Origin of the sequence: Schlesneria sphaerica (assembly GCF_044336245.1) — a bacterium.
GTDB lineage: Bacteria > Planctomycetota > Planctomycetia > Planctomycetales > Planctomycetaceae > Schlesneria > Schlesneria sphaerica.
The window spans coordinates 4,355,622-4,380,567 of the sequence record NZ_CP172346.1 but is presented as its reverse complement, the minus strand read 5'-3'; the positions used below and the strand labels follow the sequence as shown (position 1 = coordinate 4,380,567).

General features: G+C 55.9%; 18 protein-coding genes. 15 read left to right on the top strand and 3 right to left on the bottom strand.

Annotated elements, in window-relative coordinates; all coding sequences use genetic code 11:
* Positions 1 to 409 precede the first annotated feature (409 nt).
* The 3 genes from ACGY09_RS15915 to ACGY09_RS15905 all read left to right on the top strand — a co-directional run bounded on the left by ACGY09_RS15915 (position 410) and on the right by ACGY09_RS15905 (position 6,192).
* On the top strand, positions 410 to 889 hold the full coding sequence (locus tag ACGY09_RS15915; RefSeq protein ID WP_373649247.1) for a response regulator transcription factor: 480 nt from the start codon (positions 410 to 412) through the stop codon (positions 887 to 889).
* A gap of 756 nt (positions 890 to 1,645) precedes the next feature.
* Positions 1,646 to 5,329, top strand: a complete 3,684-nt coding sequence (locus tag ACGY09_RS15910; RefSeq protein WP_397568501.1) for a hypothetical protein — start codon at positions 1,646 to 1,648, stop codon at positions 5,327 to 5,329.
* A gap of 41 nt (positions 5,330 to 5,370) precedes the next feature.
* Positions 5,371 to 6,192: a sugar phosphate isomerase/epimerase family protein gene (locus ACGY09_RS15905; protein ID WP_397568500.1), complete on the top strand. Its 822-nt coding sequence runs from the start codon at positions 5,371 to 5,373 to the stop codon at positions 6,190 to 6,192.
* 230 nt (positions 6,193 to 6,422) lie between these two features.
* On the opposite strand, the gene ACGY09_RS15900 is transcribed toward ACGY09_RS15905, so the two are convergent.
* On the bottom strand, positions 6,423 to 8,780 hold the full coding sequence (locus ACGY09_RS15900) for a DUF1549 and DUF1553 domain-containing protein (protein WP_397568499.1): 2,358 nt from the start codon (positions 8,778 to 8,780) through the stop codon (positions 6,423 to 6,425).
* Between the two features lie 457 nt (positions 8,781 to 9,237).
* Here ACGY09_RS15900 and ACGY09_RS15895 point away from each other — a divergent pair, with 457 nt between their 5' ends.
* The 8 genes from ACGY09_RS15895 to ACGY09_RS15860 all read left to right on the top strand — a co-directional run bounded on the left by ACGY09_RS15895 (position 9,238) and on the right by ACGY09_RS15860 (position 17,699).
* Complete coding sequence (locus ACGY09_RS15895) at positions 9,238 to 10,107, top strand: fumarylacetoacetate hydrolase family protein (protein ID WP_373649251.1); 870 nt, start codon at positions 9,238 to 9,240, stop codon at positions 10,105 to 10,107.
* A gap of 366 nt (positions 10,108 to 10,473) precedes the next feature.
* Entirely contained in the window at positions 10,474 to 11,238 is a 765-nt protein-coding gene (locus tag ACGY09_RS15890) for an enoyl-CoA hydratase (RefSeq protein ID WP_373649252.1), read from the top strand.
* 239 nt (positions 11,239 to 11,477) lie between these two features.
* On the top strand, positions 11,478 to 11,816 hold the full coding sequence (locus tag ACGY09_RS15885; protein ID WP_397568498.1) for a PGPGW domain-containing protein: 339 nt from the start codon (positions 11,478 to 11,480) through the stop codon (positions 11,814 to 11,816).
* Positions 11,817 to 12,177: 361 nt separating this feature from the next.
* Positions 12,178 to 13,596, top strand: coding sequence for a sigma-54-dependent transcriptional regulator (locus tag ACGY09_RS15880; RefSeq protein WP_373649254.1), 1,419 nt, complete (start codon positions 12,178 to 12,180; stop codon positions 13,594 to 13,596).
* Between the two features lie 29 nt (positions 13,597 to 13,625).
* Complete coding sequence (locus tag ACGY09_RS15875; RefSeq protein WP_397568497.1) at positions 13,626 to 14,414, top strand: phytanoyl-CoA dioxygenase family protein; 789 nt, start codon at positions 13,626 to 13,628, stop codon at positions 14,412 to 14,414.
* A 157-nt stretch (positions 14,415 to 14,571) separates the two neighbouring features.
* Positions 14,572 to 15,387 (top strand): MotA/TolQ/ExbB proton channel family protein, encoded by an 816-nt coding sequence (locus tag ACGY09_RS15870; protein WP_397568496.1) that lies wholly within the window; start codon positions 14,572 to 14,574, stop codon positions 15,385 to 15,387.
* On the top strand, positions 15,384 to 15,800 hold the full coding sequence (locus ACGY09_RS15865; RefSeq protein ID WP_397568495.1) for an ExbD/TolR family protein: 417 nt from the start codon (positions 15,384 to 15,386) through the stop codon (positions 15,798 to 15,800). Before ACGY09_RS15870 ends, ACGY09_RS15865 begins: the two co-directional genes overlap by 4 nt.
* Positions 15,801 to 15,950: 150 nt before the next feature.
* Positions 15,951 to 17,699 carry a proline--tRNA ligase gene (locus ACGY09_RS15860; protein WP_397568494.1) on the top strand — a complete coding sequence of 583 codons (1,749 nt, stop codon included), beginning with the start codon at positions 15,951 to 15,953 and terminating at the stop codon, positions 17,697 to 17,699.
* Between the two features lie 120 nt (positions 17,700 to 17,819).
* Here the strand turns inward: ACGY09_RS15860 and ACGY09_RS15855 are convergent, their stop codons facing one another.
* Entirely contained in the window at positions 17,820 to 18,260 is a 441-nt protein-coding gene (locus ACGY09_RS15855; protein ID WP_373649259.1) for a tetratricopeptide repeat protein, read from the bottom strand.
* Positions 18,261 to 18,853: 593 nt separating this feature from the next.
* Here ACGY09_RS15855 and ACGY09_RS15850 point away from each other — a divergent pair.
* A complete protein-coding gene (locus tag ACGY09_RS15850) occupies positions 18,854 to 19,663 on the top strand; it encodes a hypothetical protein (protein ID WP_397568493.1) in 810 nt (269 codons plus the stop codon).
* 64 nt (positions 19,664 to 19,727) lie between these two features.
* Entirely contained in the window at positions 19,728 to 22,976 is a 3,249-nt protein-coding gene (locus ACGY09_RS15845; RefSeq protein ID WP_397568492.1) for a PSD1 and planctomycete cytochrome C domain-containing protein, read from the top strand.
* A gap of 63 nt (positions 22,977 to 23,039) precedes the next feature.
* On the opposite strand, the gene ACGY09_RS15840 is transcribed toward ACGY09_RS15845, so the two are convergent.
* A complete protein-coding gene (locus ACGY09_RS15840; protein WP_373649263.1) occupies positions 23,040 to 23,408 on the bottom strand; it encodes an STAS domain-containing protein in 369 nt (122 codons plus the stop codon).
* A gap of 419 nt (positions 23,409 to 23,827) precedes the next feature.
* On the opposite strand from ACGY09_RS15840, the gene ACGY09_RS15835 reads away from it, so the two are divergent.
* On the top strand, positions 23,828 to 24,229 hold the full coding sequence (locus ACGY09_RS15835; RefSeq protein ID WP_373649264.1) for a flagellar biosynthesis anti-sigma factor FlgM: 402 nt from the start codon (positions 23,828 to 23,830) through the stop codon (positions 24,227 to 24,229).
* Between the two features lie 136 nt (positions 24,230 to 24,365).
* Positions 24,366 to 24,863, top strand: coding sequence for a Fur family transcriptional regulator (locus ACGY09_RS15830; RefSeq protein ID WP_373649265.1), 498 nt, complete (start codon positions 24,366 to 24,368; stop codon positions 24,861 to 24,863).
* The last annotated feature ends 83 nt before the right edge of the window (positions 24,864 to 24,946 follow it).

The following is a 24,946-nucleotide window of genomic DNA, read 5'->3' as shown; positions in this document are numbered from 1 at the left end:
GCTGCGAGAGCTGGAACCGAATAGGCCAATGACTGGATTCGATTGCCACGCGCAAAATCGAACTCCCCCGGTTTCTTGTCAGCTCTGCACCTTCAGCATTGTGACCTCTCCAACGTATCTGTCCGCCCTCTGTACGCCGCAATCTGCAAATCCGCAAACTCGTTTCTCACCAGTCTACTCAAGTGAATCAAGTCCGACTGCCATCACGGACCAGGATACACCCAATGACGTGAAGACATTTGTCCTCTTGATTCACGTTCCGCTTGGGCCATGGTAACCTGACACTCCCGCCGTTCGCTCAGACGGCAACGAGCCGGACACTTTAACTCGGCTTGTGACTGCCGCGGGTCTCGCATTAGGATGTTGAGTACCCCGCTGATGTTATTTCCTCCCGGCCGAGGTTGATCGAATGCCCGCTGAACCGACAGAGAAAACGATTCTGATTATCGATGACGATCGTGAGATTGCGTCGATGCTGCACGGAGTCCTCACGGGAAATGGATATCGTGTTTTTCTCGCGCCGAACGGAATCGAAGGTCAGCGACAGATCGAATCTCTCAACCCTGACCTCGTCATCACGGATATGATGATGCCACGAATGGGAGGTTTCCCTGTCCTCGAATTCCTCAAGACTCTAACGGCTCCCCCGGCAGTGATCATGATCACTGCCAACGAAGGGGGCCGACACAAAGCCTATGCAGAGATGCTGGGTGTGGCGGACTACTTGCGCAAGCCTTTCCCCATGGAAGTGCTGCTGGAATCAGTTCGCAAGATCTTTGACGCACGAGCGGCCGCAGCCGAACGAGAGAAACCATCCCCGTTGAAACGAGCCAGTCGTAAGAAATCAGCCAAACCCGATACCGATGGAGAATCGTCAAGCGACGAATAGCGGTGACCGAAGTTGCGCATCGAGGGGAGTCGACCAACAGTTTCGGGCAACTGCCGACATTCGGTCACGACACCAGGTAATGAGAAATGTTTCGCACGGGACACTAAGACTTCTCGACAAGTCCACTTTGACCGCGTGACGAAATAGGGCCTTTCGGAACAGAACGGCGGCCTCGGGCCCTTCAGCAGAACCCAGCTAGCGGTCAGGCTGACATTGAAATTTCGGCTGGCATTCACAGCAGGTAAAGACCTGACTCTGTGAATGAAAAACCTCGCTCCACACGTCAGCTCTCACAGCTTCAACCCCTAATCAGGATGTTTCGTCCTGGTTGACTGCGGGCTTCCTCTGCCCCACCCTTCTCGGCCGGTGTCCGCGAAGGCGGTGAAGCGAGGGGATTCTGGGAGCGATGAAAAGAAGCCGCGATGATCAAAAGAACATCGCGGCTTCAATCTGTTCGGTGCGACATCGGGATTGCGACGGTGGAGTCGCAGGCGAATAGGGTGGAATCCAGTAGTGTCTAGCACTCACTGTTGAATCGATTCAAACCCTCGCAAAAGGTTTGGCACCTCCGACGGAATCGTATGATGTCCACCGAACGAAGGGGTTATAGGAGCGACTCGATTCTACGACAAGACCGAGATCTCACGGAAATGAGATTCGTGCGTCTGGAAATACTGATGTCGACCTGATCGCAAAAAATAAAATATGATTCCGCCAGCAACTTGTCTCATTCCTTCTAGCTACTGGTCGTGAATCATGGATGAACACACGGCACCGGCCCCTTTGCCCCACGTTGATCATACGCCGACGCGAGCACCCCGCCGAAAACGGAACCCGTGGCTGAAAATCGGCGGCTGCATGCTGCTGCTGCTCTGCGCCGTTGTCTGGTTTGCCCCGTCGATCATTGCGACGACCGTCCTGGGAAAAGGTGTTCCCAAGGCCTTTACACCTGGATTTCAGGGGCAGATCACCTTTGGTGGAATCTCGCTAGGGTGGTTCTCGCCAGTTGTCATCAAGGACCTGAAGGTCGACGACGAACAGGGGCAGCCATTGGTGGTGGCCCAGCAGATTTCAACGTCCAACACCCTCTGGCAGTTGGCAACGAATTCCAGCGATCTGGGAACACTTACCATCCAGGATCCGGTCGTTCACGTTTCCCTACGGAACGAAGGTTCAAATATCGAAGACCAACTCGCTCAATTCACCAGCGGTGAGAGCACAACATCCACCACACCTGCCCCCGATATCACAGTCGAAATTGAGAACGCACGAATCGTCCTTGAGAACAAAGATTCGAACCAGCAATCAACATTCGACCAGATCAGCGTACGTGCCGTGACCCGACAAGGTGCAGTGGACGAGGTCGACCTGTCGATCGGAATTCCCACGGCAACCCTCGCCAAGGCACCCCCACACGAATCGGACATCACCGACTGGCTGATTGCCCATTACGGCAGTCCCTCCCTCACGACGGACTCCAGTGTTCAGGAAACTTCGGCAGTAAAAACGGCGGTGCTCCGCGCATCGCAATGGAACACGGCCCGACTGGCTCCGGGAATTGCTCGCTTCCTACCGGGTGCGCAAGTCGGCGGTGAGCTGAACGCAGATGCTTCAATCAAGCTCTCGCCCAATTCCAATGGATACGATTTTGACTGGAATGGAACAGTCTCGATTGAGAAGCTGATTGTCGCCGGGATCCAGGCATTGCAGCAGGATCGCCTGGCACTTGACCGGCTCGAACTCTCCGGCCGAGCTGCAACGATGCAGGGCCGACTGGCAATGAACAATTTGAAACTTGTCGCCGATGTCGGAGAATTCTCCGCGACGGGTGATATCCCACTTGAAGGCAGTTCTCACAAATCCTCAATCGAACTCGTTCAGTCTCTGCTGAGTGACGAAGATTACCACATCGCCGGCAATGTCAACCTCAAGAAATTGGCGGCGATGCTGCCGCAGACACTGCGAATTCGCGATGGCATCGAGATCACAGGGGGCGATGTCAAAATTGAGCTCGTCGGGGCAGATTCCGATGGTGTTCGCCATTGGTCAGGCGCGGCTGGCATCGTAGGCCTGACAGCGGTCAATCAAGGACAGACGATCCCCTGGAACAAACCTCTTATTGTGAAGATGAATGCTCACCGGAAAAGTGAAGCTGTCGTTGTGGACCTGTTGGAGTGCAAGTCCGACTTCCTTCAAGTGAAGGGAAGCGGAACCCTGGAAGATGCTCGCTTTACAGCGACGGGCGACCTGACGCGGCTGCTTGAGAACCTGGAGCAGTTTGTCGACCTTGGCATCCAGCAGATGGCGGGTGAAATGTCGATTGACGGTGAACTGCGCCGCACGGATGAAAATCACGTCGGGCTATCTTCCCGCATCCTGCTCGACAATTTCGTCTTCGCCGTCTCGAAGGATCAGGTTTGGCGGGAAAATCACCTCGAGCTTTCTGTCGTCGCCGACGGCTTGGCAAGCCCCGAATCCGGGTTAACACGAATCGACAAAGGTGAAGTGCATCTGACGAGTGGTTCTGATGCATTCGACGCACGGCTCAAAAAACCAGTGGACCTGACTTCAAAGTCTCCGAGTTATGATGCGACTGCATCAGTTAAGGGAAATCTGGCGAGCTGGCAAAACCGCCTGCGGCCATTCGTCGCTGTTGATGACTGGAAGCTGGCGGGAACGCTCGACCTGCAAACGACGGTTGCTGCCACCCCCGAAAAGATCGATGTGAGTCGTCTCACACTCGGGATGCAGAAGTTCGAGGCGGCGGGCCCCGACTGGGTCATTCAAGAGCCCGAACTGAAACTGGCCACAGCGGGTCAATGGGCCGTGGCTTCCCAGAGATGGACCTCACCAAAAACGTCGCTGGCTGGAAGTTCGCTGTCGGTGGAAATTGATGGCCTGGATTGTGCCCTCGGCCCGCAGGGACTGACTCGCCTGGTAGGAACAGCGACCTATCAAGCAGACTTGAAACAGATCACTCACTGGAAAAATCTCGCACTGGAGAATCCTGAGTACTACTTGATTGGTTCGCTGAGTGGTAAAGCCGATCTCCAGCAGAACGAGGGTGCCATCACCGCCAACCTCGTTACGCAAATCGACAAGCTGGTCGTCGCAGGATTGAGCACTCCACCAGGTGGCCCCCCCGCATGGGTCGCACTCTGGAAAGAACCTCAGCTCAAAGCGGCGGCTCGAGGCACCTACAATGTCGCTGCTGACAAGTTGGTTCTCGAATCGTCAACCCTTGATGTCGATGGAGTTTCTGTCAGTGCGAACGGCAAGTTAGACGCATGCCTGACCACACAGTCGATCGATCTGAGCGGCGAACTGGGCTATGACTGGGAACGCTTGGTGAGACGATTTGGTGAGCAACTCGGTAAAAACATCCAGCTCACTGGCAAGGACCGTCGTCCCTTCTCCATCAAAGGATCGCTCGCCAGCGCGTCGCCCCCCCCGGCAACAACACCTCCAGGCAAGACGAAAGCCTCGACAGTTTCGTTTCGCCCCGGTTCGAACGCTGCGGGACCTGCACCGTTGCCCGGTACAAGTAGCTTGTCAGACCTGACCGCTCAGGCGGGTGTGGGATGGTCAACGGCCAACGTCTATGGAATCGTCGCCGGCCCCGGTGACGTTTCCATGAAAATGGAACAGGGCATCTGCCAATTCGCTCCACTCGATCTGGTGGTCAACGAAGGCAAGCTGCATCTTACCCCCACGGTACACCTCGAAACGAATCCGATGCTGCTCACCCTGCCGAAGGAAAAGGTGATCGATCAGATTCGGCTGTCACCTGAGTTGTGCCATGGATGGTTGAAGTTCGTCGTTCCAACTCTGGCAGACAGCGCAGAAGTCGAAGGAAAGCTTTCACTGGATGTGGCCGGAGCTTCCTTGCCGCTGCTTGATCCGGCTACCGGCAGCATTGCGGGGTCCCTCGCCGTGCACACAGCTCAGGTCCGTCCGGGTCCATTGGCACTTCAGATTGTGGGAGCCATCGACCAGATCCAGGCTCTTCTGCTGCGTCGTCAGGCAGGGGAACTGAGTAAGGAACGGGTCTGGTTGCAGATGCCAGAACAGCAGATTCCGTTCAAGTTGGAACAGGGGCGAGTTTACCACGAAGGCATGACCTTCATGGTAAAGAACGTCTCGGTTAAGACGAGGGGCTCGGTCGGGACCGATGAGACAATTCAACTTGTTGCCGAGATCGCAATCCGGGATGAATGGCTGGGCGACAACAAGATTTTTGCGGGCCTGAAAGGACAGTCCGTTCAGATTCCAATCAATGGGACACTGACGCGTCCTCAACTGGATTCGCGTGTTCTGGGGAATCTGACGAAGCAATTCGGCAATTCCGCATTGGAAGGATTGATTCAGGATAAGGTTGGCGACAAACTCGACGACGCCGTGAAAAATGGCCTCGACAAACTCTTCCGCAACAAAAAATAATCCGACACTCCGTCGGACGTTAGAACCAGAGAAATGCAGCAATGAAGCTTGGACTGATCAACTCAGCGTGGGCTCAGGCGGGACGTGAAACCGCCTGGGGAATTGAACAAACCAAAAAGCTGGGCTTTGATACGATCGATATCTTCGCCGATCCGCTCGACATCGATGTGCGGGAACGTCAACTGATCCGACGCGAGTGCGATCGTCACGGCTTGCCGATCGTCTCGATCTGCTGCGTCGCAACCGGGCTTATCGATTTCAATCCAAGTGTGCAGCGGTTTCACGTTGACCGCGTGGCGAAGTACCTTGATCTCGCTTACGAATTCTCCGCAAGCAACGTGTTGCTGGTTCTGGGCGAGTACATCTGGAATCGCGAAGTCATTCCGGCAGAAGAGCAATGGGGTTTCGCAGTCGAGAACTGCCAGCGCCTGGGTGATTACGCAGCGGAACTCGGCCTGAAAATCGCCTTGGAACTCGAACCGTTCCCACTCTCGCTTCTCAACAACATCGACAACATGGTCCGTTTCATTGACGATGTGGATCATGATGCGGTGCGAGCCAACATCGATATCTCGCACCTTGTCCTGGCGAATGTTCCCTCAACAGACATCGGAAAGCTTGCCGGCAAAGCGATTCATGTCCACATCTCTGACTGCGACGGCAAAGTGCATGGAGACCTCCCTCCCGGTCGCGGTGTCGTTCAGTTTGAGCCCTACCTCAAAGAAATTGCGAAGCTCAAAATCGATGGCGCGGTCTCGATCGAACTCGAATACAGCCCCGAGCCCGATCAGATCGAAGCGTGGGTGGAAGAAGCGTATCGAGAAACTCGGAAGCTGATGTCTTCCGCCGGACTGCGATCGTAGTGTGACTCATTCCGGGCAAAGTGCGTGTTTGGCTGCGATTCGAACTGACAAACACGCACTGTCATTATGAGCAGGCCTCGAAAGCGAAGGAGTCCTGCCAGGAAGCACGGACACTTCGCCCTACGGCAATGCGGAAAGTGGGATCATATGCTGGCGATCAGGAAGTGTACTGGCGGAAGGGCATTCATCGTTGCCCTCCGCACATCCTGCCACCCCTTCAGTCGACGAATTCAGTCAACGAACAGGAATTCGTTCGCGTTGAGGAGAGCGTGGCAGAAGTCCACGAGAGCTTCGTGCTCGGTATTTCGCCCCGGGGTCTCTCCTATTGTCGGCTCAGCAGCGTCCGTCACCAGTTGATACTGGTCGGCAATGAACTTGAGGGCCGAACGAACTTCACTTTCTGTCGGAGTGCGGCTGAATGCGATCTGCCAGGCTCGTTCGACCGTCGCCGCCGGGTCAGCCGAAGTGGCTTCCAAGCGTGCTCGAGATGCCAGCTGTCGCGCCGCGTTAAGAATGATTCGGTCATTGAGGAGCATTAAAGCTTGTGGAGCAATCGTCGTCTTGGTTCGACAACCGCAGGCTTCGTGCATATCCGGAAAATCGAATGCAGCCATCATCGGGTACGGGAGGTTCCGTTTTGCGAACAGATAAACGGAACGCCGCACCTGCTGGGCCGGCTCGCTCACTTTCCATTCCAGGCTGGTGAAGTTCGGAGGAAGCTCCGGTCGGGTGCCCGGTCCGTACATGGAATCGTTGAGCTGTCCCGAAGCGACCAGCCACGCATCACGGATTCGCTCGGAGGAAAGCCTGTGACGAGGAAACGCCGAATAAGGTGAGGCGACTTCGTGAGACTCCTTGATTCCAGACTGCGAGTCCGAATCTGATTTCAGCGAGGAAGCCTGACGGTAAGTCGCCGATGAAACGATCCGTCGGTGAAGCGGCTTGGAATGGAACCCCTGCCGAATCGATTCGCTCGCCAACCAGTCCAACAGGTCCTGATGCACTGGCGCAGGCGTCTGCGTACCGAAGTCGTTGGCGTTAGCAATCAACCCCTGTCCGAAATGCCCCTGCCACAGCCGATTCACCCAGACGCGGTGCGTCAATGGGTGATCCGCAGATACGAGCCAGCGAGCCAACTCGGAGCGGCGTCCTGACGTTCGATTGGTAGGGGGCGCGATGGAAGGAGCAGCGGCCGTTTTTTCGGTTCTTAATACGACGGGAAAATGAGGCTCCAGTTGCTCTCGCGGTTGATCATAGCTCCCCGATTCCATCCGGAAGGTTGCAGGAGGAATCGACGTCAGCTCTGCAACAGCCATCAGATTGGATTCACGAGGCGGCCGCGGCTGCCTTTGCCTGGCCGTAGCGAGACTCGCCAGCACCTGTTCCCGGCGTTCCCGTGCCGCTTCGTCGAGATGTTTCGGAATGTCTTCTTCCTTCACACCCATTTGCCTCGCGCTCCAGAACGCCAGTTGCCTCTGCATCGTCGTTCTGTCTTCCAGCGGAGTATCCAATGCCTCGAGCACTTCGGCAGGAAACTTCATTCGCCGCTCACCTTGCAGCTTCACGCGCGCTGGTTGCTCGAGGAGAGCCAGTTCCCGACGCAGTTCTGCCGTCTCTGCCAGCCAGGCGCTTTCCTCCTGACGATATGCGGCCAGTTGATCCCGTGTTCCGAGCGGAACCTGATCTTCCAGCACAATTCCAGAAAAGAAGGCCTGCAATTGATAGAAGTCGGTCTGAAGCAGCGGGTCAAACTTGTGATCGTGACACTGCGCACATCCAATCGATAACCCCAGAAACACAGCTCCGACATTCCCGGTCAAGTCGTCCAGCGCCGTCTGTCGAGCCAACAGAATGTCCGAGGCGTTACTTTCATCCGGCCACATGCGACAGTAGCCAGTCGCTGCGAGGGATTCTGTGTCATCCGGAAACAGCTCGTCCCCGGCCAGTTGGTCCATCACAAACCGGTCAAAGGGCAGATCGCGGTTGTACGAGCGAATGACATAATCCCTGTACGTATAAGCGTAAGGACGGAGAGGATCCTCCCGGAACCCCGCAGTCTCCGCAAAGCGAACGACATCCAGCCAGTTCCGGCCCCATGTCTCGCCGTAGTGCGGGTGACTCAAAAGCCGATCGACGACTCGTTCGAATGCGTCAGGAGAATCGTCCGCCAGAAATGCGGCCACGTCTTCTGGAGAGGGGGGAAGACCGACAAGATCAAACGTGACTCGGCGCAGCAAGGTCGCGCGATCTGCCGGCTCAGAAAGATGCTGCCCCTGAGACTCGAGCGAAGCAGCAATGAAAGCATCGATTTCATTTTCGAGCTTCGAGACCCTCTTCACCGCATGATCAGGAGCGGTGTGTCGTCCTACTGGCTGGAACGCCCAGTGGCGGGATCTCGCCGCCGTTTCCGGCGTCGCATCGGCACATACTCCAAGTCTGTTGGGCAGGACAAGTACGGCGTTTAAGAGCAAAAGCTGAAAACAAGTACCGCGGAAGTGGCGGCTCGCTGTGTGACGGAGTGATCCGAACCAGAAACCGACATGAATGCGAAGGCCAGCCATCAGCCTGCGCGGCAGGTAACATTGCATGAAGATCATTCTCCCGCAGAGGATGCTCAATGTTCACTCTGTATCCGGCAATGGTTAGTCGGACCGCTCCTTGTCACTATATCGGCCTGAATCGCCCACGAGAACCATTGAGTCCGCTGATACAAAAAAAGCTCCAGCGCGACACCGTGCATACAACCGCTACAAACCCACAGCGGCGGTAGTACCATGAAAACAAAGAACAGAACACGACCTGCTGCGGGGGTGCTCAGTGAGTAACACGATCGCAATCGGCACTTGCATTGATGGTTGCTCAACGCTCCCTCATCCCGGCCTTCCGTCCTGGGGGCGTCGTAGCGATCGAGAAGTGGTCGCTCTTGCGTCATCGGTGGCCAACCGCCGCGGTGCGACAACACGAACTACTTGCGAGCCGGGTGTCGTTCTGCGATCTTCTGCAGCCTGACATTTCCACTGAAAGCTCGTCCCTAAGGGTATCCTCATGCGTCTCGCCAAGCTGCGTCTGGCTGATGGTTCCACTCGAGTTGCGATGGTCGAAGATGACGGACAGTTCCGGCTGCTGGACTTGACTCAAGTCGACCATGCCCGCACCTTAATGGACATCGTGAACTCTCCCGACCCGATCGGTCTGGCTCGATTCCTGATCGACCCCAAGGCGCCGCTGCTCGATCCACGACTCGTGACCATTGCCGCGCCGATTGACCGACAGGAAGTCTGGGCCGCTGGCGTGACGTACAAACGGAGCCAGGTTGCTCGAATGCAGGAGTCGGAGACGGGTGCGTCTCACTATGACCGCGTCTACACCGCACCACGTCCCGAGATCTTCTTCAAATCCACCCCGAACCGAGTCTCCGGGCCAGGCGAGCCATTGCGAGTGCGTGCCGACAGTAACTGGAGTGTCCCTGAACCGGAATTGGCGCTGGTGATTTCGCCTGCCAAACGGCTCGTTGGATTCACCGTCGGAAACGACATGTCCGCACGAGACATCGAGGGAGAGAATCCTCTCTATCTCCCCCAGGCCAAAGTTTACAATCAGTGTTGCGGCCTCGGCCCCTTCATCCTCATCCCCGAGAAGCCACTCGATCGGACCGCAACAAAGATTCGACTGACCATAGAGCGCGATGGCAGCACCGTGTTCAGCGGCGAAACCGACTTGGGACAGATGAAACGGGAGTTCGACGAACTGGTCGATTGGCTGACACGCGAGAATGACCTCGCCACCGGTGCTTTCCTGCTGACAGGTACCGGAATCGTCCCGCCCGATAATTTCACGCTCCTCAATGGTGATACGTCGAGCATTGAAATTCTGGGAATTGGGACGCTCACCAACCCCATCGTAAAAGCAAGCTGAACCCTGAGGGATGGCTTCTGGGGCCGGTTCCCTGGCCCCAGAATGCCATCTTCTTGCGCATCTCCATATCAGTGCCGACTTTTCCGAGGAAGAAAGGGAGCTTCCCGCTTCCTCGTCGTAGCCCCCTGTCCCCATGTCTGAGCGACGACGGCCACATTGATCAATCGGCTCGTTTCATGAGGACAGCCATAGCCCAATGAAGATAAAATCGGCACACCTTCCACGGTAGCGAGATCTTCAGCGGGTTGATCTGCACGCTACGGAGTACTCACGCGGGTGAGTTACTCCAATGCAGAAGACTCTCTATTCCAAATTCCAATTCATCTGCCGACGACCGCCTGTATTCAGTTTGAGACGGGAAACACCATGCTGCTTGTTGAAACTCAATCGGGTGTCACGAGATTGACCCTGAATCGCCCCGAGCGACGTAACGCACTCTCAGAGGCCATGCTGACTGAACTTGGCCAGGCGTTGACCCAGATTGCCAGCGACCCTCAAACACGAGTCGTCGTTCTTGCTGCCGCGGGGCCTGTTTTTTGTTCAGGTCATGATCTGGGAGAGATGGTCGGGCGATCCGAAAGTGAGTACGGAGCCTTGTTCGCACGCTGCTCGAGTGTGATGCAACAAATCCGACGACTTCCCCAGCCCGTGATCGCACAGGTCCAGGGACTTGCGACTGCTGCCGGCTGCCAGCTCGTCGCGGCTTGCGATCTCGCGGTGGCCGCAGCGGAAGCCAAATTTGCCACCCCGGGCGTCAAGATCGGACTGTTCTGCTCGACCCCGATGGTGCCCCTTGTACGAGCCGTTCCGGCCAAAGTTGCAATGGAGATGCTGCTCACAGGAATTCCCATCAGCGCCGATCGAGCGCTCGAAGTCGGGCTCGTGAACCGGGTCGTGCCTGCCGCGGAACTCGACACCACAGTCAAGGAGTTGACCGACGCGATGGTCGCCAGCAGCCCCATGACCCTCCAACTTGGCAAGCGTGCGTTTTATGATCAACTGAATCTGGACGAATCCACGGCGTACGACCGAGCGACTAACATCATGACAGATAACGCGTTAAAGCATGACGCCCAAGAGGGAATCTCGGCGTTTCTGCAAAAACGCGTCCCTCAGTGGAAAGGTGAGTGATCCTCTCGAGCCACATTGCGTTTCTTACTTGGACGCATTCATTCCAGGGCTCGGAGCCGAATCGATTGGCACAACCCCATCCCTACCAATAGAAACCCTTTCCTTCGCTGCGTTTATGTCCGAGCCCTCAAACCGAAGGAAGAAGATTCTCGGGTTTACGAGAACCTTGCACTCGTTGCGGAACGGTATTTTCTGTGTTCCGCTTTTGTGTTAGTGGTTTGTATCAGGAGATAGCAGGGATGGAGTCACCCGATCGCAACGCACCCAACAATGACGACGACGCGACTGAGAAAGCGGATTTTCAGGTCACAGAGCCGTCGGGATTCCGTGTCTGGCTTTGGAAACAGGCACGGAAAATCGTGGTGTTCGTCCTGGGGTCGACCGTCTTGTTGATCGGCATCGCGATGATCGTGTTTCCTGGCCCCGCAGTGCTGGTGATTCCGCTTGGCCTGGCGATTCTCGCCACTGAATTCGTCTGGGCTCGCGATTGGCTGGAGTATGCCAAGCGACACCTGCACTACCTCTCATCGCAGGTGCAAAGCAGAACAAAGAAGGAACCGACGGACAGTTCTGCCTAGACATCGGGATCACCCGCCGGGCGTAAACCTCACCGACTGAGGCAATTGTGCAAGGCACGACGGGCCCGCTGACGGTCAGGCCCCTGAAGTGCTGCCCGAGCTCGCAAAACCACTGCGGTTGTCGAGCCGCCTGGTCCCTGCACTTCCCTTGGGCGCTTGAGCTTGTGGGGGCAATTTGCGCTCCCCGATTCAGAGAACCGCCGCAGTAGAATGCATCAGAAATTGCGCACGGAAATCGAGTCATTGAAATGGCCGGTAGTTTTATTCCAATCGGGGGTCTAAACTAGACAACGCAAGCTCCTGACCAGAAACTCAACTACTGAATTTCGATCGATCTCACAGATTTAACAAGGCATTCCGCATGTCGGGGAAGGAAGGTACTCAGGTCGATCTCTCCGGGATCTCGATCCGCGTACTGATTGTCGATGATGACGAGGCTCACGCTCAAGCGGTCGCGGAGAGCCTGCAACGGGTGGGGTACGATTGTACTGTCGCTGCTTCTGGTAAACGGGCGGTCGCGCTGATCGAGAGCCAGACTTATGACGTCATCGTCACCGATCTGATGATGGATGAAATCGATGGTCTCGAAGTTCTCCGCAAGTCCAAAGAAGAGCTCCCCGACGCGGAAGTCATTCTGCTGACAGGCCACGCGTCCATCAAGACAGCAGTCGCCGCCGGCCAGCACGGTGTCCATACCTACCTCACCAAGCCCCTGGACATCACCGAACTGCGACATGCGGTCGAGAAGGCATCCAGCCGGGTGCGACTCCTGCGGAGCAATGCGGAACTCAGCCGCAGACTCGACGAAAAATTTGGCTATGAAGGGGTCATTGGCAACAGCCCGGCCATGCAGCGGGTCATGGAAAAGCTGCGCAGCGTCGCCTCCACCGACAGCACGGTCCTGATTCTGGGCGAAAGCGGAACGGGCAAGGAACTGGCCGCACGGGCCCTGCACCAGAATAGCGAACGCAAGAATAAACCCTTTGTCCCCCTGAACATTTCCGCCCTGCCGGAAAGCCTGCTCGAAGGAGAACTGTTCGGACACGAGCAGGGAGCTTTCACTGGCGCGGTGGGAAAACGAATTGGAAAATTCGAATACGCCAACGGAGGAACGCTCTTCCTCGACGAAGTCGGTGAAATGCCGATGGCGACCCAGATCAAGCTGCTGCGAGTTCTGGAAGACCGTAAAGTGTCACGCATTGGCGCCAATGAAGAGATGGACGTCAACGTTCGTGTCGTTGCCGCCACCAACGCCGACATGCAGGAAGGGATCCGAAAAGGGACCTTCCGCAAAGACCTCTACTTCCGGTTGGCAGTCGTCACGATCGAGCTTCCACCACTACGTGAGCGTCGCAGCGATATACCGCTGCTGGTTGATTACTTCCTTAAACAACTCTCGGCGCGTCATCATCGCCCGTTGCCGATCGTCACGCGTCAGGCCCAACAGGCATTGATCGCTTACGAATGGCCCGGCAACGTTCGCGAACTTCGAAATGCGCTCGAAGGGATGATCATTCTGGACAAGGATGGACGTCTTGATATCGACGACCTTCCCCCCGACATTGCCCCACTCGGATTAAATGCGGAAAATCAGGATGGACAGGGGCATGTCCACGGTGCGGATTCCCTGATCGGCCGCCCCTTTACCGAGGTCGAAAAGTACTACATCCAGTGTGCATTGGAACTGACAGGGGGAAAACGCGAAGAGGCGGCGCATATGCTGGGCATCGGTGAACGCACGATGTATCGGAAGATAAAAGAGTTTGACATCAAAGGATGAGCCACCTAACTGGAACGGAGTTTGTTGACGTGCCGTCAGCCACACTCGACCTCGCGACGCAGCTGTTTACCCAATCACAACTCGAACAATTTCGACGAGATGGATTTATCGTCGTGCGCGGATTGGCGGCGGCAGACGATGTCGCTGCAATGCGTCGTGTGACAGACTATGGCCTCAGGGAAAGCGTTGAGCCGATCGAGTACGAGGCGGATCTGCACTACCCTGGCGCCCCCGAATCACGGGAGGCGGAAGGAGGCCGGACGGTTCGACGTCTCAAGCAGGCACACAGCCGCAGCTTTCTGTTCACGGAATGGATGATTCGACCTGAAGTGCTGGGACGACTCAAACAGCTACTCGGTCCCCGAGTCGTCTGTCCTCTCGCACATCACAACTGCATCATGACCAAGCAACCCCAGTTCAGCAGCGAGACGGGCTGGCACCAGGATATCCGCTACTGGTCGTTTCAACGTCCAGAGCTCATCAATACATGGATCGCGCTGGGAACAGAGCAACCTGAGAATGGCTGCCTGCAGGTCATTCCCCATTCACATACACTGACGCTCGATCGCCGCCGCCTGGATGAAGAACTCTTTTTCCGAAGCGACCTTGAAGAGAATGCAGACCTGATCAGCACGAAGCAGTTCGTCTCACTCGACCCCGGCGACGTCCTCTTTTTCCACTGCCGGACGCTTCACGCCGCCAGCCGGAATTCGTCCAATCAGACAAAGTATTCGGTCGTCTTCACATTTCGATCAGCGGACAACCCTCCGCTTCCCGGCAGTCGATCTGCCAACCTTCCCGAATTGCTGCTACCGTAGGACGACGTCGGTCGCTCGTCCCATTTGGTCGTCTGACGGAAAACTTGCCGCGAGGTTGAGAGCACCATGCAAAAACCAGCGTCCTCTGTTTCACGAAGGCTTACCTGTCATTGAGAGCCACGACAATGAGGCGTCGGCTGAAGGAGTTGGCTGAAGAATGACGAACTTCTGGATCGGGGTTTTGCGGATCGCCTTTCTGTGCCTCGTGGTGCTCATTCCATCGACAGCCGTCTTCGCGGAAGAACCCACCGCTGCGGTAGCACGCCCACCCGTCCCCACAATCGATGTCCGACAGATGTTCGCCGACGGCGGCGCGATTGGTTACATCATCGTGGCTCTCAGCCTCGCCATGCTGGCGCTGATCTTCGAACACTTGCTGACGATTCGTCGGCGGACACTCATGCCCGAGGGGCTGAGCGAGGATATTCAGAAGCTGATTGCCCAAGGTCAGATTAAAGTCGCTGAGGAGCGGAGTGTCGCCAGCCATAGCTTTCTGGGGTACCTACTCGCCGCAGGACTGAGGGAAATTGAACTCGGTTATTCAGCAGTCGAGAAAGCCATGGAGGACGCCGCCGCCCAGCAGGCCGCGCGGCTGATGCGGAAAATTGAGTACCTCTCCATGATCAGCACCGTTGCTCCGATGCTCGGCCTGATGGGAACCGTCTGGGGAATGATCCTGGCGTTCATGGAGTTCGAACGCAAAGCGAATCCGCAGGTCAGTGAACTGGCACCTGGGATTTACAAGGCCCTGGTGACCACGCTGTTCGGATTGATTGTCGCGATTCCCGCCATCGCCGCTTTTGGTTTTTTCCGCAACCGAATCGACGAACTGGTGGCTCAGACGGCACTGACAGTCGAGCAAGTTTTTGCCGATTTCAAGCGATCATCCGCAAGACGGCGCGACGAACGGAGGACGAGCGCGGCAGCCGACCCCGCAAGTGCGACACCAGCTCGGCGGGAGACTCGTGGATGAGAATCCCCTCGCGGACGCAAGATCGGGGCTTCACATTCAACATTACACCACTGATCGATGTCGTGTTCCTGTTGATCATCTTTTTCCTTGTCGCGAGTCATTTCATTCGAAATGAACATCTGGAACGGATTGATCTTCCACTGGCATCACAAGGAAAAGACGAAGCCGAATCGCCAAGTCGCCTGGTGGTTACCGTCACACCTACGGGCCTGTTGTTCATGGGAACAACTCCCATTCTTGAAGCAGAAGTCGAACAGCGTCTGCAGCAACTGATCGCCAGGCATGGGGCGACCGCCACGGAACTACGCATCCGGGCTGACCGAACGGTTCCCTACAGTAAAGTCGAACCGCTGCTCCTCACTGCCGCACGCAACAACGTCACCCGGGTTCGATTCTCTGTCCTGACAGAATGACACAACCAGCCAGAACCGTTCATCGAGAGCAGGCGGGCGAAAGGGTTCTTTGCCAAAATTGCGGGTAAATAACCGCACTTCACTCGCCGTGTTCCACGGAATACACTCCTGGCTCCATTAACTGATCGATTAATCTGAAAGGAATCTGCCTTGCGCTGGTCACAAACATTTATCCCGACGATGAAGGAAATCCCGTCGGACGCCGAGGTCCCCAGTCATCAGCTGATGCTACGTGCGGGACTGATCCGACAACTGATGGCGGGAGCCTATACGTACCTACCGCTGGGTGTCCGCGCCCTGAAAAAGGCTGAAGCGATCGTCCGGGAAGAAATGGACGCGGCGGGAGCGCTGGAAATCCTCATGCCGGCACTGCAACCGATTGACCTGTTCGAAAGAACCGGCCGCAAGGAAGCTTTCGGCAACGTGCTGATCAACTTCAACGTCCGGCGAGGTGATCGGAACGTCCATATGGCACTTGGTCCGACTCATGAAGAAGTCGTGACCGATTTGATGTCACGCCACCTCAGCAGCCACCGCCAGATGCCGCTGACGGTCTATCAGATTCAGACGAAGTTCCGAAACGAAGAGCGTCCCCGCTTTGGAATCCTGCGAACCAGCGAATTCCTGATGAAGGATGCTTACAGCTTCCACTCATCGATTGAGTCGCTTAACGAAGTTTACCAGAAGATGTACCGCGCATATTGCCGGATCTTCGCCCGCTGTGGACTCGATTACATCCCAGTTGAAGCCGAAAGCGGTCCGATTGGTGGCGATGCTTCGCATGAATTCATGATCCCGGCCTCTAACGGTGAAGACCAGATCGTTTTCTGCAAGAAAACCAATTACGCGGCCAATCTGGAACGGGCAGAAACCGGTCGCAAGCCACCCGAGATCACTACGTCACCCGACGCCAAGCCATTAACAAAGCTTCACACACCCGATGTCGGCAGCATCGAGTCGCTGTGCAAGTTTCTCAAGTGCAAACCAGAGAAGACGATCAAAACGCTCGTCTACCTTGCGGATGGCAAGCCTGTCGCGGTCCTTCTGCGAGGCGATCATGAAGCAAATGAGGGAAAGATCCGGCGCGCACTGGCCGCCGCGACACTGGAACTCGCAGACCCTGACACGATCGCGCAAGTGACTGGTGCTCCGGTTGGATTTGCCGGGCCCGTCGGCATTAAATGCCCTGTCTATGCCGACCACGACGTACCTCTCGTCGTCAATGCCATCGTCGGGGCAAACGAAGGGGACCATCACCTGGTCAACGTCAACGTCGCGCGTGACTACCAACTAACGACGACGTTTGATCTTCGTAATGCGGCTGCAGGGGATCCCAGTCCGCGGGGTGAAGGAACGCTCGAACTGGTGCATGGAATCGAAGTCGGACACGTCTTCAAACTCGGCACCAAGTACAGTGTCTCCATGGGTGCCCTATACGATGACGAAACCGAGAATCGCCAGCCCATCATCATGGGGTGCTATGGAATTGGCGTGAACCGGATTCTCGCGGGCCTGGCGGAGACAAAGCACGACGAGCAAGGCCTGATCTGGCCACTTTCGATTGCTCCATACGAAGTCATTCTCAGCGTGATCGGCGCAAATGAACCTGAGACGTTTGCAGCCGCCGAAAAGATGTACGCCGAACTCCGGTCTCAAGGGGTCGACGTCCTCTTCGATGATCGCGATCTGCGCCCCGGTGTGAAGTTCAAGGATGCGGACTTGATTGGTATCCCTCTGCGTGTGAACTTTGGCGGCAAAGGCCTCAAGGAAGGGATCGTTGAACTCAAGTGGAGAAACGCTGCCGAGTCTGAACGGGTACCACTCACAGATGCCGTAAAGGCTGTCGTCGATCAGATTGCTGCTAAGCGGAAAGCCGAATTGGCAGCCCTGCCAAACTAGCTATTCCTTCCGCAGCAACGAAAACGGGAGTGTCGGCAGATTGCCGACACTCCCGGACGGAAACGGAAGATCCCCACCGCCTGGCGAGCAAATGAAGCTGCCAGGCGGGTTCTGTTCTACCTAGTTCTGATCGTCGCTCGTGCGGCGACCAGACGATTTCGATACATGAAAAATCGGCGCAATAATCAACTTTGCACCAACCGGAACATCATCCGGCATGTCCAGGGCGGCAGCGGTCTCGTCGGCCAGTTGGATTTGGCCATCGTGTCGATAGCAGTTGCTGAGTGCCAGAAGAGCACGCTGATTGAACGGCGACGGGAACATTTGCGCCGCCCGGTTCAACGGTTCGATGGCATCAGCATATTTTTCTTGAGCTTGCAGAGCCTCGCCCCGAAACAACTCGGCGATTGGTGCGAACGGGCCAGGGTCCGTCACAGTATTCAATTCAGCCAGAGCGTAATTCGGGAGGCCCAGTTCAAGATATCCCTCGGCAGCCGCAAGCCGCCGAACCACAATTTGAGGACTCAAACTGTTCACAGTTCCAGCATCTTCAGTTGTCATCACAGCCTCCGTCCCATTGGGTAGAAGACCAAAATTCCAGTGCAGCAAGTTGTCCGCCAACATGGCGACAGCGTTTTATAGATGCACCCAGCGTGCCAAAAGTTTCAGCACTTCTTCAAAAATCGTCATAACCAACGATAGACGCCAAATAAGACTCGTCAAGTGCGCCAAGGTTCGTTTTCTACATTGTCAAATTGACAAAACTGTCGCAGGAAAATGTTCCAGAAAGCTACCCTTAGAATCACATCAACCACACTTTGAATGATTGTGGCAGCAGCTTACGCGGACGTTGGCAAACACCGGGTCCGTACAGGAATGAATACAGTGCCCGCAAATTGGGAGAGGGTTGCCGCCATCCAGGGCAAATCGGACTTGGATTGGAGTTCAGACTGACGATTGTGCTGCTGCGGGACGTTCGGTTCAGGTTCTGACGGGGATATCACTGATGAATAAACCGAGAAATCATCGCCCATGAAGCGGCTGAACCTTTACCCAGACCGCTCAACAACGCATCGAATTTCTCACTTGTCAGCTCTGGCTCTCTATGCCAAACTCATTTTGTCACATGTTGATCAGAACAAAGGGTGCGACTTATGCGGGGTTTTCTCACAACGGCCGTCGCGGGAATCGCCTGCATGATGGGGGGGCTCTGTTGGGGCCAGGGAATCGTCAGTCAATTGCCAGCCGATGGCACCTGGGTCCGGTATGAAGGGGTCTATTCTCAAATCGAGTTCCGTCCCGAAACTGCGGCCGGAAAGCTCGAAATCGAGCCCTGGATTGAACATGTTACAATCAAATCCGTCGGCGAGGAGAGGGCAGAGTACCGGGGCGAATCCGTCCCCTGCCGCTGGGTCGAAATTAAGATCGAAAGAGGGCGTGAACGGGACGGAAAGGTCGATACCGGGCTGACCGGCCTTGAGATCTATAAAGTCCTGATCCCCGAAATGGCGGTCGTGGCGGACAGCGTGGACGATCAAGGCGTCCCGATTAGCTTTCTGCCCCTCGTCAAGGGTTTCCGCAAAGTCGGTAAGTCTGAACCCAAGCCGTTGACCGAACCGGCATTACAGCTTTACCCGCTGGGCATCCTGATTGGCTACTATCGCGAACTTGAAGTCGTCGCGGAAGACGTCGATGCGGAAGTCGGAATTGGCTCCTTCAAAACAACCCAGTTCCAGGGTGAGATCACGATTGAGCGTGCGATCAGCCGTACCATTCAGGAATCGACGATCTGGAAAAGCCCGGAAGCTCCGTTTGGCGTTGCCCGCTGGGCTACGAAGCTCACCCGTGAAGTCAAAGATGGTCAGGCACCTCGAAGCGACTTCAAACCTGTATCACAGGTGACCGTTGAGATGCGAGCGAAGGAAACCGGACAGGACGCCAAGAGCGACCTGAATCTCCCGTAACGACGCCACTGTGATGAATGAGCATTGGTGACAGACCTCTCTGCTTCTGACGGCCGAGGCGAATGTGAACCAGAAATCGCTGGCCATACTTTTTGTGACGGTTACTCTGTTCTCACTGCGAGGACAGAGTCCAGCGGACGAACCAGCGACGCCCGTCGCTATAGACTCAGTCACGAATAGCCCGATCGATTTCGTTCGCGATGTTCAACCTCTGTTGGAAAAGTCCTGCATCCGGTGTCACGGGCCCGATAAACAAAAAGGGGGCCTTCGACTGGATGTCCGCGAATCGGCTTTCACCCAGGGAGAAGCCTTTGCTCCCAATATCATTGCAGGAAAGAGCGACGAAAGCCCTTTAATCTCCTTTGTCACTGGGACCGGCGACCTGACGATGCCCCCCGACGGAGAGTGGCTTTCGGCCATCGAGATCGCCACGTTGAAAAGCTGGATCGATCAGGGAGCAAACTGGCCGGACTCTGCCGCCGGACGTCTCGCGAACAAATCTGATCTGTGGTCTCTCAAGGCACTCATCTCTCCGCCGGTCCCTCTGCGTGACCAAGGGGCCAAGAGCGGATCTAACGCCATCGACTCGTTCATCCAGCAGAAGCGGACGGAGCTCAAACTTCCTTCGAATCCTGAGGCAGACCGCCGAACGTTGATTCGCCGTGTCTATCTGACTCTCACGGGACTTCCTCCCGAACCTGCCGAAGTCGATCAATTCGTCTCCGACACTGATCCCAAAGCCTACGAAACATTGGTCGATCGATTGCTGGACTCTCCTCGCTACGGCGAGCGTTGGGCTCGCCACTGGCTGGACGCAGTGCACTTTGCCGAAACACACGGCAACGACCAAGACCGTATCCGCGAACATGCCTGGCCGTACCGTGACTATCTGATTCAGGCATTCAACGACGACAAACCCTATTCTCAGTTTGTGCAGGAGCAAATCGCGGGGGATGCATTGTTTCCCGACGACCCGCGGAAGACTGCCGCCCTGGGATTCCTGGCGGCAGGCCCTTGGGACGAAAGTTCTCTGCGCGACATCCGCGAGGACACCCTCGACCGGCAAATCGCCCGCTATCTCGACCGGGACGATATGCTGGCCAATGTCATCAACAATTTCTGCAGCCTGACTGTCCAATGCGCGCGCTGTCACGACCACAAATTCGACCCGATCACCCAGCACGACTACTACGCGTTGCAAGCCGTGTTTTCCGGGGTTGAACGTGCCAATCGGCAATATGATCTCGATCCTGCTGTCCATCAGCAACGAAAGTCGCTGACCCGCACAAAACGCGAACTGGAACAGCGATCTGCCGAACAACTCGCCCGTCTGAAGACGCCAGAGGTTCAGCAGGAAGTCGCAGCATGGGAGGCAGGTCTCCAATCTCGCGAAGCCCGTTGGGTGGTTGTGGAGGGCGAATCGTTCACGTCATCTGACGGAGCCTCCTTATCAAGACAGGGGGACGGTTCAATCCTCTCCAGTGGCCCTCGCCCCGACAAAGACACTGTTACCGTCGTCTGGACCCCCTCCAGCATTGCTGGATCAACGGAGAGTCCGCCCCTACTGGAAGTGGATTCACATCATGTTGACAGCAGCACAAACAAGTTCGCATCACTTCAACGGATCACCGCCATCCGGCTCGAAGTTCTGACGGACGACAGCCTGCCGCATACAGGCCCCGGTCGCCAGGACAACGGCAATCTACATCTGTCGGAGTTCGAGCTGTTCGTCGATGACCAGCCCGTCCCATTGATCAATCCCTCGGCCGATTTCAATCAGCAGGATTGGGACATCTCGAAAGCGATTGACCAGAATGAATCGACCGCCTGGGGGATTCACCCCAGACAAGGCTCGCCACATCACGCGGTCTTCGAACTCAGAACCCCGATCGAAGTGCACAAGCCTGACAATTTCGGCCCCATCAAGTTTGAGTCACTACCGTCTGATCAGCCTCTCGCCACCCCCACATCGCTCCGATTTGTTCTCAAGCAACGACATGGAATGGGCCATTTAATTGGACGCTTCCGCTTGCTCGTTACCGACGCTTCTCCGCCCGTTCGAGCGTCCGAGTTCCCGATTGAGATCACAACCATACTCTCCATTTCCAACGACCAGCGGAGTGAAGCCCAGCGAACGGAGCTCGCGCTATATCAGCAGCTCGAACTGGTGAATCGCAGTCTCGCCGCCCTTCCCTCGCCTCATTTCATTTATGCGGCCGCAGCCGATTTTGAGCCGGACGGAGCACTTCGACCTCCGCCGGGTCCCAGGCCTGTCCACGTCTTACACCGCGGGGATATTCGTCACCCCCGCGCTGAAGCGCTGCCGGGGGGACTTTCGTGTCTCACGGGACTCACGTCTCGATTCGAGCTTGCTGAAAACGCCCCTGAATCCGCACGACGAGCCGCTCTCGCGAATTGGATTGTCTCCCGGGAGAATGTCCTTACCTGGCGATCGATCGTTAATCGTGTCTGGCACCATCATTTCGGACGAGGGCTCGTCCCCACGCTCAATGACTTCGGGCATATGGGAGAGCGGCCCTCTCATCCCGAGTTACTCGACTGGCTGGCCATTCAATTCCGGGACAGAGGACAGTCGCTCAAGCAACTGCACCGCATGATCCTGACCAGCCAGACATACCGGCAAAGTTCTGCAGTTACACTGCCCACCGCACAGGATGCCGATGTTGATGTCGATCGAGCGGACATTGCCACCACCATCGATGCCGACAACCGGTTCCTCTGGAGGATGAACCGCACTCGACTCGACGCGGAATCACTCAGAGACTCAATCCTTGCGATCTCGGGACGGCTGGACCTGCGGATGGGGGGCCCGTCCGATCGCCATTTCGACCTTCAACCAGGAATCCATGTCACCCCTCATGTCGACTACGTGAAGTTTGATCCTGCGAGTGATCAAGGACGGCGACGAAGCATCTACCGCTTTCTCTTCCGAACACTGCCTGATCCTTTTATGGAATCGCTGGACTGTCCCTCGGGTGACCAGATCACCCCCGCAAGAACGACCAGCGTCACGATTCAGCAGGCGTTATCCCTTTGGAATGACCCCTTCGTCACACGTCATTGCGAATTCATGGAAGCACGGATCAATGACCTTGTGTCAAAGCAATTCCCTCTTGAAGCCGATGCCGACAAACGCGTCGATGCCTGCATCCCACTGGCGTTTCGCATGATTCTCCTGCGACGCCCGACTGAAGCTGAGACGAAAGATGTCGCCGTCTACATTCGAAAACACGGCGTCGCCAATCTCTGCCGGCTGCTGATCAACTCCAACGAATTCATGTTCGTCGACTGAGCCTGCAATCGCATGCCATTGGAGGCCGTCAAACGACAAGGGGCTGGCTACAGCAGCCTTGAATCAGGCCTGATTAAAAGCGGCAGCGGCCGTTTCCGCATCGTCGAAAAGGGGCCACAACCGATCGAGGTGTGTCACTTCAAGAACCTCGCGACAGTAAGGCTGTAATCCGGCCAGTCCAAACTTGGCAGCAGGCTTTCGATTGAGCTGTTTCCAGACGCGGAAGAGTGACTCAATGAACGACGATCCAAAAAACTCCGTTGCGTGCAGGTCCAGCACGAGCAAAGGATGAGTCACCGATTCTACGATCTGCAACAGCTTCTTGCCGATTTCGACGACGTTCACTTCATCGAGATGCTTGAGGTCTTCACCGAAGACGATGATCGTCACTTTGCCATCTCGATATTCCGTCAGAGGCCCATTAGTTTGCATGATCGTCTTCCTGGTCACTCCTCACACACGCGTATCAGTATTCTTGTCCGTTCATCGAAACATCATACCAAAAACTGACGAGAACTTCTTTCAGGAGCATTCAACGTCACGACTGGTACAATTCGCGAGAGAGTTCCTCCATGCCACACAAAACGCGTGCCTAACACGATTATTTTTTTGAGCATTCAATTTCCGGAACGCGATCGCCGATAACTTTGGGTGTCGGGCAGATTCGGGCCGACTTGACGATCCATTTGACGGATCCCAACAGAAATTCAGCAGCAAGTGTTTACGAACCCGTTTCGTGACGCCTTACGCCGGGAAAGATGACGTTCCCCCAGACCTCCCGTTCGTCCGGAACTCTGTTTCCGCACGCATCAATTTAGGGGAATGCAATGTCTCGTCGATCACAGTACCGGTTGAATCGTTTGGCATGCGTCAGTTATGATCCTATCCAGCCGATTATCAGTTTTCCTGTCTTGCGGATTCGCTTTAATCGGCTCATCAAGGAGGGACAGACTAACATGGACGTCTCAGGAGTCGGATCAGCTTCCGGAGCGACACCCGCTCGTGCGGTAGCTCCTATCACCAATGTTCCACAGCCCACATCAGCGTCGCCTGTGCTGGCGCCGCAAGATGAACTTGAAATCTCCTCGGCGGGTAAAATGTTGGATCGACTCAGCGAAAGCCCAGAGATCCGGGCACAACGTTTAGCGCAAATCCAGGAAGCGATCGAAAACGGTGCCTATGACACCGATGAAAAACTGGAAGCCGCGTTGTCAAAGATGTTTGATTCTCTCGGTCTCGACCTTGACGAGTGACACCTCTTCAGCCACTGGCTGAATCGCCCCCTTCGGGCGTTCGGTATCGCATTAGTCATTGATCTTGAAGAGAGGTCGATACAAAATAGAAATAGTGCGCTACTGAATTATCTCGTGTGAGATGGGAGAGTGTTTCGTGTCGGATCTGGCCACGATGAACGTGACCGTTGCCCCGGTTGATAAGTTCCGTGAATTCCTTTTGACAAAGAAAATGCGGCTGACCCCCGAACGGGAAGCTGTTGTGACCGCGATCTACTCCACGCACGACCATTTCGATGCCGATCAGTGGATTGACAGCCTTGCTGGCCGTAAAGGATCCATGCAAGCCAGCCGCAGCACCGTCTACCGGACATTGAATCTTTTACAAGAGGCAGGTCTGATCCGAAAGGTGGCTCGCGCCAACGATCGGGAAGTTTACGAACACGACTACGGCTACCCGCAACACGATCACCTCATCTGCAAAAAGTGCGGTGAGATGATCGAGTTTCCGAACGAGATGATCTCTGACGTACTCGAGACCGTGGCCGCCACGCATGGTTTTCGCATGTCAGGACACCGCCTCGAAGTCGACGGCATCTGCGCCACCTGCTCCCGTCCACCTCAGCGATCCCATCGCAGGCTGGACATGATCTAGATTGCTATTTTTACAATCTTGCTCTGCTCTGCAGGGTCTCGAGTGACCGCCAAACGAACAGCGGGGTCGATCTTACTCGCGTT